The 15,002-nt window shown below is 38.1% G+C and carries 9 protein-coding genes; 4 read left to right on the top strand and 5 right to left on the bottom strand.

Translation table 11 applies throughout. The features are described from left to right. Positions 1–514: 514 nt before the first annotated feature. Positions 515–949, top strand: a complete 435-nt coding sequence (locus A33Q_RS11105; RefSeq protein WP_009034041.1) for a nuclear transport factor 2 family protein — start codon at positions 515–517, stop codon at positions 947–949. 54 nt (positions 950–1,003) lie between these two features. Here A33Q_RS11105 and A33Q_RS11100 read toward each other — a convergent pair whose 3' ends face one another. The 4 genes from A33Q_RS11100 to A33Q_RS21560 form a co-directional block, all read right to left on the bottom strand. After that, on the bottom strand, positions 1,004–2,635 hold the full coding sequence (locus A33Q_RS11100; RefSeq protein WP_009034040.1) for an LVIVD repeat-containing protein: 1,632 nt from the start codon (positions 2,633–2,635) through the stop codon (positions 1,004–1,006). Between the two features lie 250 nt (positions 2,636–2,885). After that, a complete protein-coding gene (locus A33Q_RS21565) occupies positions 2,886–4,559 on the bottom strand; it encodes a glycine-rich domain-containing protein (protein ID WP_009034039.1) in 1,674 nt (557 codons plus the stop codon). Positions 4,560–4,796: 237 nt separating this feature from the next. Further along, positions 4,797–6,071: a T9SS type A sorting domain-containing protein gene (locus A33Q_RS11085; RefSeq protein ID WP_160169350.1), complete on the bottom strand. Its 1,275-nt coding sequence runs from the start codon at positions 6,069–6,071 to the stop codon at positions 4,797–4,799. Between the two features lie 673 nt (positions 6,072–6,744). Beyond that, the gene (locus A33Q_RS21560; RefSeq protein ID WP_009034037.1) at positions 6,745–8,964 is read right to left on the bottom strand and encodes a glycine-rich domain-containing protein; all 2,220 of its coding nucleotides are present in this window, start codon (positions 8,962–8,964) and stop codon (positions 6,745–6,747) included. Between the two features lie 532 nt (positions 8,965–9,496). Here A33Q_RS21560 and A33Q_RS11070 point away from each other — a divergent pair. The 3 genes from A33Q_RS11070 (at position 9,497) to A33Q_RS11060 (ending at position 13,622) form a co-directional block, all read left to right on the top strand. Next, positions 9,497–11,941, top strand: coding sequence for a CHAT domain-containing protein (locus tag A33Q_RS11070; RefSeq protein WP_009034036.1), 2,445 nt, complete (start codon positions 9,497–9,499; stop codon positions 11,939–11,941). 13 nt (positions 11,942–11,954) lie between these two features. After that, positions 11,955–12,464, top strand: coding sequence for a hypothetical protein (locus A33Q_RS11065; RefSeq protein WP_009034035.1), 510 nt, complete (start codon positions 11,955–11,957; stop codon positions 12,462–12,464). Between the two features lie 264 nt (positions 12,465–12,728). After that, on the top strand, positions 12,729–13,622 hold the full coding sequence (locus A33Q_RS11060; protein ID WP_009034034.1) for a hypothetical protein: 894 nt from the start codon (positions 12,729–12,731) through the stop codon (positions 13,620–13,622). A gap of 83 nt (positions 13,623–13,705) precedes the next feature. On the opposite strand, the gene hflX is transcribed toward A33Q_RS11060, so the two are convergent. Next, positions 13,706–14,971, bottom strand: coding sequence for a GTPase HflX (gene hflX, locus A33Q_RS11055; protein ID WP_009034033.1), 1,266 nt, complete (start codon positions 14,969–14,971; stop codon positions 13,706–13,708). Positions 14,972–15,002 lie beyond the last annotated feature (31 nt).

Here is a 15,002-nt window from a genome sequence, read left to right as displayed (position 1 = left end):
ACTTGAAGGATTTATCGAATGACCTTCTTTTTTTCTTTTCCATATCTACTAAGTTAATCGAGCTTAACTTAATGTCCAATCAAATGTAGCAGATCCATTGGCCGAGGGATGGTCAAGAGTGAATAAGGCTTATCGCCAAAAACAGGGATGGGAGAGGGATATTGATAGAAGGTTTATTACAATAATTTGATTTAACAAAGAATCTGTGTTTATCTGTGTAAATCGGTGGTTATTAAAGATATTAGTGGATACTGATGGATATTGAGATATTCCTTAGATTGAAATAAAGTGGAAATATGATAGAAATACTGTAGAAATATTATTGAAACTTGAGCTTGGTCGAAGATCCCGAGAATGAAATGATTCGGGGCGGAAGTCTCGAGAACGAAGCGATTCGGGATAGGGGTTAGGGATATTAGTGGATACTGATTGATATTGAAAGATATTGAGATATTCCTTAGGTTGAAAAAAAGTAGAAACTGGAGCTTTGGCGAATGTTTAAAAAAAAATTGAAATGATGAAAAATACCGGATGTTTAATATTCGTGCTTTTCTTGTGTGTTTCCTCTGTTTTTGGGCAAGGGGAGGAAAAAGAGAAAAAAGCGATTGAAGCGACAGTGCAGCTGTATTTTGATGGGATGGTAGAACGGGATCGGAATAAATTGGACCAGGCTTTTGATCCCTCAGCCAGGCTGATAGGGTACAGGGGGGATCAATTTACAGTAACTCCTTACGAAGATTGGGCGTCCGGAACAGCTTCCGGAACTCAAAAGAGAGATCCAAAAGATTTTGACAACAGGTTGCTGGAAATAGAAATCAAAGGATATACCGCCGTGGTAAGGACAGAATTGTTTTGGCCAGGGGTTTATTATTATGATTTTCTGACCTTAGTCAAAATTGACGGAGATTGGAAAATTGTCCATAAGACCTGGTATGAAGAGAAGAGATAAAAAACGGCCCGTTCAATGCGGGCCTTTTTTATGATTTGGGAAATTAAACTTTGCTTAATTCAGTTTTCCTTCGGTGTCATTAAAGTTACCTTTAATGGTGACGTTATTGTTCTTTCTAACATCTCCAAAAATGGTAATGGAATTCCCCTCACCCACAAATTCTAAGGTAGCTCCTGAGTTGAGGTTCAAGTCACCATAAATTACTGCAGAGCCATGTATTCTCATGACGGCATTGCTGTTGATAGAAAGAGAGGTATTGCGTCTATACTGGCCAAAAGCAAAAGAACCATTCATTTCGAAAAGACCTCCAGAATTAATATTGAGACTGTTTTCGACAGACATAGAACCGCAATAGACGAGGTGTCCTCCGATGTTTACATTTTTAAATGCATTGGAACCTCCAAAAGATTCAGCTTGATTACTGTTGATATTAAGGTTGTCATTTCCTGTGTAAGTGACATTTCCTCCGCAATCTATCGAAAGGTCTGTAGGGGCATCCAATTCTTTTTCGATTTTTAGGATTTGTAATCCACCTGCACCAGTGGCTACGAAGAGATGGTTGTTTTTGATTTTTACAAAATTTGAGGATCCATTTAATGATAGTATACCGAGTTTCTCAATATTTGACATGGTGCTCAGGTCAGCAATGCTCACACCTGCGCCACCATTTGCCATAAGTAGCAGGTTATCATCAAAAGAAACGGCATTGGTTACGATGTCTTCAGAATTCACTCCATCAGGCCGGATAGGGATTGTGATTTTTTCAATGAGATTGCCTGAAGGGAGTGAGTAGATGCCTGCTCCGGATAAACCTTCAGATACAAAAAGTAAATCTTTTCCCATGTCCAATGTCCTTTTGGATTCGGGGATGTCGTCACTCATTGAGATTCTGCCTATAGAGTTTAAGTTTTCGGGATTGAGAAGGTGAACTCCGCCTCTTCCACTGAGAGCGGCAAGCATGTTATTGCCAAACTTTACTGCTCTCAGGTCGTCTATGTCCAATTTTTGCTCCATTTGCCTATTGCCGTCAAAAAGCCCAATAAGGCCGTTTGCCCCAGAAGCAACTGCTGTATGGGACGAAGTATTGGTAATGTCAGTGGCAGCATACCCGTGGATATCGGATTTGGCAAAATCAGAGGTAAAATTTCCATTAGCTACGCTAACGGTAAGAAATTGGGCAGCGGTACCCACTGAATTGTCCCTGTCTATATCAAAAGCTGCTGCAATATACAAGCGTCCGTTCCTGTAAGTGAGAGAGTTGATGCCGGCAGTTTTAAAAATTGACTGTGCGGTTATTTGTGGTTTCAGTGGATTGGAAATATTGTAAATTTCTATGGCACCATAAAATTGAGCCCCTTCTTTATTGTAACTCACAAAAGCATAATCACCGTCAAGGTCTACGTGAGTGGCTTTTAATACTTTTCCATCATAGGAGGGGGGATCTACTTGAGAAACGAGTAAAAGTGGTAGTTTTCCAGCTGGTATTTCTTCTGAGACCCTACCTGAAGGGAATTCAGGGTTGAAAATACTTACTACCCCAGTTCCCTCCAGACTTATTCTTTCGCTTAATTCTTGAGAGTCTGAGCTGATTATGATGTTTTCTTCGGCATTGTTGGGGAATTCTCCCTCTTGCTGGCAGGAAAACAGCAAGGCTAAGGCTGCTATTCCAAAAAGGTTTTTTTTCATAAGACGTTTTCTTTAGTGTAAAATTCGAATTACATATTTTAAAATTTAATTATACAAAAACTCTATTTCAATAAAATAAAAATTTATTAAATCAAAAAATAAGGAATAAAATTATGATAAAATGCTAAAAACATTATACATTAAAATATAATTAAAAAACTATATTATGTATTCAAAACATATAGATGTGTCTAAAATGAAAAAACCCTGAAAATTTTCAGGGTTTATAAATGTCAATAAAAAGTTAGGGTCAATGCTGCTTCAAAATTTTGATATGCTCTACTTTTTGCCCCCATTGGATTTCTACCACAAAGACCCCTTTAGGAACTCTTAAGGCCAGATTGCTTAGAAGTTCATTCATTTTATCTTCTGACTCTACCGTGGTAGGTTCAGTCACATACATAGGATGCACGATTCTGAAGGTCAGTTTCTCTGCATCATACTGTGACCTATCCATCAGTGCAATGCGGAGTGCAGTACCGTTTGTTGGGTTGGGGTATGCCCGCCAAACTCCATGCGTGAATGTCACTCCCGGAAGCCTTAAGGATACCACATCTGAATACTGGAATTCACCACTGAAATCTACCTGCTTGAGTCTGTATAGAACATTGTGTGACCCCAGAGGCAATTGTTGATCGATAAATTGGTATTCTGTGACCTGATCCGTCCAGCCCATGCCTTCCACCTCTCCGACTTTTTCGAAGCCTTTGATTCCACTGATGGACCTTTCTACTTCAAAGTGTGAGTTTTCCCATTCCTTGGCAGTGGCCCAGTTCAGAATCGCTTCACGCTTATTGGAACTGTAGTCAGCTCGGAAGTAAAGAAATTCTACGGGGAGGATTTTAGCTACATTGTATTTTATTATTACAATTCCAGAGGAGCCGTTTCCTCCTCTGGAAAAACCGGCTCCACCTCCTGATCCAGTATTGGTAATACCATTTCCACCTGCCCCATTAATACCTGATGAATTTGTATTATTTCCATTTCCGCCAATTCCGGATCCTCCTGGCTCACTGCTGCCTTGGCCACCTGGATTTCCTCCTACACCACCACCGCCACCAGCAAAAATATTCTCACCAACACCTTCAATAATTGCTGGTAATCCATTTGTTATATTAAAACTTAGTCCAATTCCTCCTCGACCTCCATTTGTAGCACCATTTGGGTCTTGCCCTTGCCCTCCAGCACCACCACCACCACCGCCTCCTGTGACATTATCATTAACATTTCCTACTCCATTTCCACCTCTAAAACCAGAACTTCCTGCTCCTCCAAAACCAGTTCTCGATGTTCCTCCACCTCCAGATCCTCCTGACCCTCCATTTCTTTGGAGACCATCTAAATCACTGCCTGTCAAGGCACTACCTCCTCCTCCACCCCCTTCTGCAATAATATCATTAAATTGATTTGTTTCAATTTTTGAATCTTGGCCTTTACTTCCTCTTCTACTAGTAGAAGTAGAGCCTGAACCACCTAATCCTACAACTATATTTATAGGATTATTACTTAATTGAAGAAGATTTGGATTTTCAATATAAATTGCTCCACCTGCGCCACCACCACCTCCTCCTCTACTGTCATTTGAATCTCTCCGTCCACCACCGCCACCACCTGCAACTACTAATGCCATTTCCAGCTCTATTAAGTCCAAAGGTGGAGTCCAAAGTGTGCTACATTTAAATACTACAACTACAGAGCCATCATTTAAATAATATTCAGTTGTGCAAGGATTTATAACTTGTATTGAATCTAAGGTTTGAGAAGATCCTTTGTTTGAGACTATTAAGAATAAAATTAATAAATAAATAAACCGATAATCTTTATCTAAAAAAGCAACCTTAAGCTTCCATAATAAATAAGTTAAAGTTAAACCTGTTCTTTTTTTTATAAAAAATAAAATTCCTCTTTTGGTAAAAATTTTCATATAGGATTAATGGGCTGATTAACAGGCGAAATGTACGATAAAATAAAATTTAAAACACAAAAAAATGTATTTCAAAATCATTTAGAGATGTTTTGTCAAAAAAATTGAGATTAAATAATAAGATTTAAACCTGAAAAAATAATGAGTTTATTATGGTTTAAATTGAATATTATCCTAAAGCATTTATTTACAATCCTTTTACTTCAAGAAAATTTTTTTGTTAAAAATTAAAAAAAATCATCTTTTCAGAATTTTAAGTTGCTGAGTCTCTTTATCCCAAGCTATTTGAAGTACATACACACCTTTTGAGTTTTGGGAAAGGACAAGATTTATTTCTTCGGTAAGTGCTTCGATCGTAGGACCATTTAGGTAATAGGTACTGCCTAATGGGTTGATTAAACTTGCTGAAATTGCTTCGTCTTCATAGTCTTCTGCCTGTGCAAGAATAAGATGGATGGACTGGTTTTCAACCGGATTTGGATAAATTTTCCAGGTATTTTTATTTATTCCATCACTGGGGATTTGGACTCCGAGAACTTTACTCTTTTCGTAAGTGCCATCAAAGTCCACCTGCCTGAGTTGGTAATATACCATCGATGACCTAGTGGAATTTTCTGTGTCAATAAACTCGTAGTATTGGATTTTTTCTGAATAACCAGCGGCATCTATTTCTGCTATTTTTTGCCAATTTTCAATATTGTCAAAACTTTTAAACACTTCGAAATGTGAGCTTTCCCATTCTTTGGTAGTGGCCCAAGTTAATTTTATAGCTTGCTCTGATGAAAAATGTTCAGCTTCAAAGTATTTAAGTTCAACAGGAAGAATACTAAAAGTGATCTCAAAAATGTCTGTTCTGCAAAGCCCTGTGTCTTCATCAAATGTTGTAAGACGATAAGTGCCTTCAGGAAGGTCCTCTATTCTCTTTTCTTCAGAATAAAAGTCCGGATCATCCAAAGAAGTCCAAAAATAAAAAAAATTCCCTGGCCTAAATTCTACTTCAATTGAGCCATTGGCTTCTCCTTTGTCCCCTTCTATTATGGTGGAACTTTCAATCACTTCGTTTTCATTCAGGGCAATGGGGATCGTATAGGTGTTTTCTATAATACTACCGTTCAAACTTCCCTGACTAACCGTTAAAGAAGCTGTTACAATTTCCCCGGACTCCACGTTTTGAAAGGATGGGTTAATATCAGAGGAATTGATAATAGTTCCATCTTCAAATTCAAAGTTCCATAGTACATTATATTCTTGAGTAGGATTTCCTCCAAATAACGAAGTGATAAAAAAGGAAACGTTTGTGTGATTTAGATTTTCTTGAAAACATTCAAAGTTGACGTCAAAATTATATTCCAAATCACCTACTTCAATTGGAATACTGGATGCATTTAAACATTGGGCAGCAGGATAATCTTGGCATTTATATTTATCTTCCAATTCTTTAGCTCCGCTAGTAGTCCAAGCAACTAATGGATTAGATAATTCAAAAAACTCATTGGGACAGTTTATACCCATATTAGGTATAGGTATAGTTAAAATGCAAGTTTCAGAATTACAGGGTGAAATTGTTCCAGCAAATTCGTTAATATAATAACTGTCTAAAGCTGGACCTTCTGGATCGTTTGTGTTTTTTTTCAAAATATCAGCAATCAACCTGAGATTATGTATGTTGTTTTTTGCATTGGAGGTATATAGTAAGGAAATGTATGAAGGGCCGGGCTCATTGCAAATTTGATCAATGGTACTAGGATTTCCTGAATTATCGCTGAAGTAGGCATTCAGAATAGTGTAATTAGCAACTTGTCCTTTACAAATGTTACAGTCTTCTCTCAAATCAGGTTTATCATTCGATTGGGATTTGGCTTCATAACTTATGAAACACAGTAAAGCAGCAACCGTGAAAAAAACAGTAGAAAATAAGATTTTTTCATAAAAAAAAATTTTAGGCTCCATAGTATTTGTAAGTACTTGGTTATCAAGGTAAATATACTCATAAAAAAATTTAGAATACAAAAAAATGAATTTAAAAATCAATAAAAAGCATTACAAATATAGTTTTGTTTTTTTATGATTCATACATTTTATATAAAAAACAATGAAAAAATAATTATAACGATTTTATATGTGGTTTTTTTATGAAACTATAAGCCTTAATTGTGGAATGGATTTTTTACGCAATTAACTATGCTTAATTCTTTAAAACTTTCAATTGCTGATTTTCATTTCCCCATAACAAGTTTAAAATATATACCCCTCTACCTCCATTTTTCAAGGCATCATTAAGTTGCTCCGATAATTCACTTATGGTGTTGCCGGTAAACTGTATACTTCTACCGAGAGGATAAAAAAGTGTTGCATAAACAGTTTCCCCACTATGTCCTCCTTGTTCAAGGATAGAAAGTTGAACATTCTGATTTGATGCGGGGTTGGGATAAACCCTCCAAGTGACGGTTTGGTCTGAATTCACTGGAAGTTGTATGCCGATGACTTTGCTCAAATGTGATGATTCATCAAAATCAACCTGCCTAAGCTGATAATAGGCCATATTGAAAGGGGTGAAATTATCATTGTCCTCAAAACTGTATTCCATAGGAGATTCAGAATAGCCAGCGGCTTCAACTTCCCCTACTTTTTCCCAGCTGTCGATATTGTCAAAGCTTCGCAATACCTCAAAGTGGGAGCTTTCCCATTCCTTGGCCGTGGCCCAGGATAGCCCTACGGTTTTTTGGTCTTGGCTGAGTACGCCTTCAAAGTAGAGGTACTCTACGGGGAGGATTTTTAGGACAAACCTGATCACTACCACTCCAGATGAACCAGTACCTCCTTGATTCCTTCCTGCACCTCCGCCCGAACCGGTCCCCTTAAGCCCCTGATTTCCAATTCCAAACTCTTCTCTACCATCTCCATCTCCACCTATCTTAATGCTGTTAAATTCTCCTCCTGTCCCATTTCCATATTCCTGAGATGGATTTCTGCCGGTTGAACCACCCCCACCAGCAAAAGCATTTGAAAATCTTGAACTTCCAGCCAAAATATTAAGCCCAATTCCGTCACCTCCATTGCCTGGATTATTATTTCTTCCATTTTCTCCAGGTCCCCCAGCACCACCCCCTCCTCCTCCATTGAGTTGATTTTGATTTTGCCTTAAGGAAGTTCCACCAGTATTGCCAATACCCGCTATTCTTGAGCCTCCATTCCCTTGGCCTGCAGAAGGATTGTTATTAGCTCCGCCACCACCACCAGACGCACCGTTTACACCGCCTCTAGCTGATGGGTGTGTAGATCCTCCTCCACCTCCTCCTTTGGAAACTATTCCATAAAAAGCGGAATTGGTACCGTTAATACCTTGATTATTAGATGTGATTGCTCCAGGTCCACCGCTTCCAACGGCAACCGGGTAAGAAGAGCCAACCTTCAAAGGCAACCCGTCAGCATTGATAACACCGCCTGCACCTCCTCCTCCAGCGGAAGAACCCAATCCGCCTCCGCCTCCGCCTCCAATTATACTGACCATAACATCAATTATTTCCTCATTCACGTCTAAGTTAGGCACTATAAAAATATCAGAACAACTGAAATAGAAAATTCTATCCACCCCTTCGGCAGTGGGTAATTCTTCTATTTCAAGACAAGAGGTATTTGATACATCCCCTATGCTGAAACCTCCAATTATCGGATTGTTACCCGGGCTTTTGTTGACAAAAAGGGTGTTCCCAAATTTATCTAAGCCATTTCCAGTTATTTTCCCGTTATTATTGAAACTGCCTAGCACATTGATTTTAGGATTATTAAATCCATTAAGTGCATTGACTCCACCATTGCTGTTTATCTGTAAGGCTCCATTTACTGTATAGCTTCCTGATAAATTTATTTCGGTATTGATAACAGAAGAACCTGCAATAAGACTGTTGCCCTCTAAAGTTACATGTGCATTACTATTGAAGTTAACAGAGCCACCTGCATAAAATGTCCCATTGCTGTAAAATGTACTATTACTTGATATGACAAAATCTCCATTAGTTGAAAATGCCCCGTAATTATTAATTGTTTTATTTGAATTAAGATTGATGCTAAATGATATTTCTCCGAAATTATCTATTGACCAGTTGCCATTGAAATCATTGTTTATTTCTAATGACCCAAAGTTTGAAATTTGACTTAACCCCGACAAACTGCTTGCCTGACCATTCCATGATGCTCCATCGGCTATGCAAATAATAATATTGTTTCTGTTGTTAAAATTAATGGCATTTGTCCGAATACCACTAATACATACTTTGCTCCCATGAGAAAAATTTCCAGATGGATTTCCATTGCCATTGATTGTGACATCACAATCATCGCATTGGGAAAATGCATTGAAATAATTCACAAGAAAAACTAGCACGAATAAAACTTTGAGCTTCATGGGTGATCGCTTCAAAATTGAACTAAACTCATTTTTAATTATTTGAAATACTTTTTTTCTGATTCAAATAGCTTTAAATCAAAATTAAATTCTATAATTATTGATAAAAAGGATTGAATATTAGTAAAATTTAATAAAATCAACAAAAAAGTTTGTTTATATTTTGTAATATTTTTCTTTAAAACCTAATTTGATTAAGGATTTTAACTGTATAAACAGTCCTTGATCAATACATTTATGATTGGTTTCTAAAAAAATGTATTTGACCATGAGTTTTTTCAATTGGTGCTTGTGTTCACAAATTCACATTTCATTTTTGTGCTGATTGAACTCAATTTGCCACTAGACCTCTAATTTCAATTCATTCAAGAATCAACTGTTGTTTGGATACATCAATTTATTTAACAGATTAATTTCAATCTTCTGTGTACTCTGAAATTTTGTTTTTAAATTGTAAGAGCCTATTAAACAATTGTTTGTCAATATATTAATGGTCTGACTTCTGGATATTTTTCAATCAAAATTTTGTAAAATGGATAATCAAAATTCAGCTCCTACGCTATATCAACTTTTGATTGATACCATTCAGGCCCAAAATAGGGAGCAGTTGGCCGGGATTTTTAAGCAATACCCTAATGCTTCCTTGGAGAACGCACTATTTTTCCTGGAAGCCAAACAGCATATTTATGATTTAGCAGCCTTTGATGCCATGGCCACCTCACTGACACATGGTGGAAAACTGAATGAGGGAAGAGATTTTGCTTCTGCTTGTTTGGTTTGGGGAGTACAGCTCTGGTCCTCAGGGATAGAGCTTTCCAATGATGATCTTGAATACTATTTGGGAAATAACAGCTACCTGATTCAAAAAGGGCTTTTGGACTCCGGACAGTTTCAGGCTGCTGTCACCCAATATGAAACCATGAAAGGGCTGACCCTACCGGGTTGGGAAAAGCAGGTTTTTATTTCCACTCATCTCCAGGCAGCTGAAAACTATCTGGAAAACAATCAATCGGATCGGGCCAAAGATATCCTTGAAAATGTAGATGAATCTCTCGTCCTTCCTGCATCAAGAATTCTTTTTGATCGGCTAATGAACAAGCTGAAATTGATCAATTCCAAAACATTTATGTCGGTAGCAGAAGTTGAGGATTTTTCTAAAAATCGAAAAATCCAGGATCTCAAGCGCATGCTTGAATCAATCAAAATTGTAATGGCCGGATATGAGGATCAAATGGATATTACATCCATTGAAAAACTAATAGCGAAGCATGAGGGGCCCGGGGGTATCTCAAATGAAGAACTCATTGAGCTTACTCAGAAAATATCTGCCAAGACTCTGGAAAGTCAAGCTAAACTCGGAGGGATTGATAATTCTGATACTCCCCAGGCCAAGAGGCATCTATTGACCCAACAAACTTCTTTTTTTCACAATGAAGAACTTGGTCATAAGGAAGAGCTGCTTAGAAAATGTTTGATGGATTTAGGTCTACACTATCAATGGTTTTTTGAAAAATCTCTACATTCTGACCTGGCTTTTATAGCTTATTGCCAGTATATCTGTCACAATCGCTTGGAGTCTTTTCAGGAAGCGGCGGATGCATTGGACAAGGTTTACCACCATTTAGAAAAACAAAGAGCTTCTATCAGTAATATTCATGAAAGGGCAGGTGTTTTTGGACAATATCCTGCTCTTTTTGGAGCCATGGCTTTGACAAACTATATGTCTAAAAATATCACTCGTTTGTTTCACAGAATTGAAGCGTCTAAAGGAAGAAATCTATCAGACAGACTCCTGGAGACAACAGGTAAGCAAATGGAACTACAGAGTCCTGATCAATTGAAGGAAAAGCTTTTACCTTATTTACAGAAGTATAATGCGCACTACCTGAGTATTTTTGTGGATTATGACAGGAGCTATGCAGTGCTTCTTACCAAGCAGGGAAGGCTATTTGCCTCTGCAAAGGGAGCGGGAGAGGATGCTTTACAAAAATGGCTGAGCAGGGATTATGCTAGCCCTTCGGCTTGGAATGCTCCGGTTTCGGGTCTTTTTGGAAAAAGAGAACAAACAGATATCCCTTTGGAGCTTGGGAAGTTTATTGATCCTTTGAATTTTGCATTGGAAGAAGGATTGATTGAGGCAGGAGACCATATTGCCTATTCACCGGATGGAATTTTAAATTTATTTTCCCTTCAATTTGCCAAGTTACAATCAGGAGAAGCATTGATAGAGGGTTTCTCTGTTTCCAGAATCCATTCCGGCTCTCAGCTTTTAAAATTGTTGGAACAGGAACCCCAGGATCTGAATGAAATCATAGCCATCACTTGTTCAGCTGTTCAGGATGATGAAGAAAAAGTCAAAGCCTTCGAAGAAATTCCTCAATTTTTGTTGCCTGAGGAAGATGGGGCAAAAGAAGATGAGGATGTATCCATTCCCAAGGTGCTTCAGGTACTCTTTCCTCACAAATTATATCATTTCTCTACGCACGGAGTCTTTCCAAAGCCAGTTGCTAATGCGGATCATAAACAGTTGAATCCTTATTATAACAGTGGACTTTTGCTGATGTCAGATGGAAAAAAGCCTGAACTTGAAGCTATGTTCAATTATCATCAAGGTCAGCATTTATTAAGCCCGGAGGTATTGACAGGATCGGGAGTAAGTTTATTAGGTAGTCATGTCAGCATGCAGGCCTGTGTAAGTGGGAGATCAAAAGAAGGTTATGGAGGGGATGCTTTAGGACTGGAATGGGCTTTCTTTTATTGTGGAGTCAGCAGCATGATCAGTGCAAGTTGGGATATTGATGTAGACTGGAGCAACCTTTTCTTCAAAAAATTCTACAGCATTTGGATGAATGAGCAAATTCCAATAAAAGATGCCCACAGAAATGCTGTTTTAGAGCTAAAAAAAATTGTACCAGTTGGGCCGCATCCCCCAGAATATTATTGGGCGGGCCTTTCCTTAATCGGAGATTTCAGATAAAACCACTCATACCATGACAACATTAGAAAAAGTAAAAGCACTGGATGATTTTAAAGCCCTTAGACTTTTCAGGCATATAGAAATGGAAATGGTCCAAAAAGCCAAAGCCGATCTTCCCGATATCATCGATAATTTGCCCGATGCTGTGAAAAATATGCCTGAAATGAGACAACTCGACCAGGTATCAGAAGAAAAATTTGTAGAACCTTTACAACAGGAGTTTGCCGTAAAATTAGCCCGACAATCTCTGGAACTCATGGCAAAAAATCCAGATACTGTAGACTACCTGAAAGATAAGCTTGAAAACTGGAATGATAATGAAATGGTAGCAGGGACTATTCTGGCTTTGGGAGGTGCCCTGAGTGCCGTAATGATCATGAGTACCTTTAGGGTTTCATACAATAAGGCCGATGGCTGGGAATTCAATCTTGGAGCTTCAAAAGATAATCAAAGTGAAACCATCAAGACTATTTTCGAGGCATTGTTCAAAGTCCTAAAACCTGGCCGAACGCTGGGTTTTTAATAGCGATTTGGTCAGGTTTTCAGCAAAAGTTTAAAATTATTTTTGTGATGAAATTCACTTTTTCCTAATTCAAATACGCTGGTAAATTTTACAACATTTTTTGGTATATAAAATATCTTTTTCTTTATCCAAAATATTTTTTTAAAGCACTGAAAATCAGTTATTTAAGTTTATAAAATATGGGGATAAATTAGTAAATCAGAATGGGGATGCGTAATTTTGGCCTACCAAATTTGCTCAATTTCACTTATAACCCCAGCGCAAATGAAGCGAGTCATTTTGAATTTATTAGTGGGAATTTTGCTGTTTCCTATGTTAGCTTTTTCTTATTCTGAAGACAACAGGGCTGATGAAATCATTGAAGAATTGGCCAAAAACTCAAAATGGGAAGAAGTTCTTTCCAATGCACATTTTTTGATTTTGGAATCACCTTACGAAGCAGGTGGGTATTATTATATGGCTTTCGCATACCACCATTTGGAAATGAAAAGTAAGGCAAAAACATATATCAAGCATGCAAAAAGGCTAAAAGACAAAAATCTCGCATACAAGATCTCCCAACTGGAGTTTGAAATGGGTAGGAGAAAATCCATGCCGGATTCCACAGGTTTAAGTGAAACCTCAAGTGATATCCGTATTCCCAAACTAAAGGACAGGTTCTATTTTAGTTATGATTTTCATCAATCGATGCCAATCGGGATTTCTATGGGAAATCTTAGGCCCAGAGGTGTTGGAAGCTACATGGCTGTTCGCTCAAATCAAGGTCTTTTTACAGCAACAAATGGTTTTGAAGTTAGGGGAAATGGCAAGCCATATGAATCCGATGCTGGATTTGAGCCTACTGGAATTACAAGAACCGGGTCGATTGAAGGAATTATGGGTTTGACATGGAAATTGATAGGACCATTATGGATGTATTCAGGGGCAGGCCTGAATCATTCCAGAGTTTTCTATGAAATGGAGAACCCGGAGGAAAATCCAAACTTGACATCCTGGGCCAAAAGCCCCCAAAATAATTTGAATGTATTTGCTTTGGAATCTGGCTTGATAATGAATTTAATGGGAGTAAATCTGAAAATCGGCACGGTCATGACTGATTTTGATTACAATCATCTTAGAGTACAGGTGGGATTAGGCTTCTCTTTGGTTCAAAAATGATCAATTTTTTTTATATACTTGAAGTCGGGGTTGGTGTGGAAAAAGACTCTGACCAAAGATTCAAGTAAAAACAGTTTGAAGACTTAGTCTAAGTCTTCAAACTGTGAAAGGTCAAATACCTCTGATTCTAAATAATGGGGGTAAATTTTAAGATGCTGTTTTTTAACTTCTTTTACCAGTGCTTTTCGGAAGTCTTCTACGTGAGTCCCATCTTGCGCTGCCATGAAAACAGGAGTAATTCCGGTTTTCTTTTCATAAGCTTCGGATAATTTTTCAAGATCCAGGTAATTGTTTTCCTCTACCTCAATTTCAGTCATATGTTGAAGTTCTTCTTCCGAAGGTTTTTCTTGGATCAGATCTATTTTGTTGAATACCAAAAGCATGGGTTTATCCCTGGCCCCGATTTCATTCAAGGTATTGTTAACCACTGTAAAATGGTCTTCAAATCCTGGGTGGGAGATATCGATGACATGTACCAAAAGGTCTGCTTCTCTGATTTCATCAAGTGTTGACTTGAATGATTCTATCAGGTGAGTAGGCAGTTTTCTGATAAAGCCCACTGTGTCGGACAGCAAAAAAGGTATATTGTCCAAAACAACTTTTCTTACAGTAGAATCAACTGTCGCAAAGAGCTTATTTTCAGCCAGAATTTCTGATTTGGTGATCAAATTCATGAGGGTGCTTTTGCCCACATTGGTATATCCTACCAAAGCCACTCTAACGATGCCTTTTCTTCCCTTTCTTTGGGTTACACCTTGTTTTTCAATATCCTTGAGCTTGTTTTTCAGCAAAGTGATCTTTTGGCGGATGTCCCTTTTATCTGTTTCTATTTCTTTTTCACCGGCACCGCCTCTGGTACTTGTTCCTCCCCGCTGACGTTCCAAGTGAGTCCACATTCTTGTAAGTCTTGGCAGGAGGTATTGGAACCTTGCCAGTTCTACCTGGGTCTTGGCCTGGGCAGTTTGGGCCCGGTTGAGGAATATGTCCAGTATCAGTAAAGATCTGTCATATACTTTTATCTTGAGTTCATTCTCGAGATTTCTCATCTGAGATGGAGAAAGATCATCATCAAAAATGACCATGTCCACTTCAAAGTGTTCGATGTATGATTTGATTTCCTCAAGCTTTCCTGTTCCTACAAAAGTTTTTACATCAGGTTTTTCAAGCCTTTGTGTAAATCGGTATACTGTACTGGCACCGAGAGTTTCGGTTAGAAATGCGAGCTCATCCAGGTATTCAGCAGCTTGCTGGTCAGATTGACCTTGTTTAATCAATGCCACAAGAACAGCAGTGTCTTTTTTGGGCGCAGTATCGTAAAGTTTTTGAAGTTTTCTTGAATATTTGCTCATGTATAAGTAGAATGCAGGGATAGATTAATTA

The organism is Indibacter alkaliphilus LW1, from assembly GCF_000295935.2.
Classification (GTDB): Bacteria; Bacteroidota; Bacteroidia; order Cytophagales; family Cyclobacteriaceae; genus Indibacter; species Indibacter alkaliphilus.
This window is presented reverse-complemented; position numbering and strand designations above follow the sequence as displayed.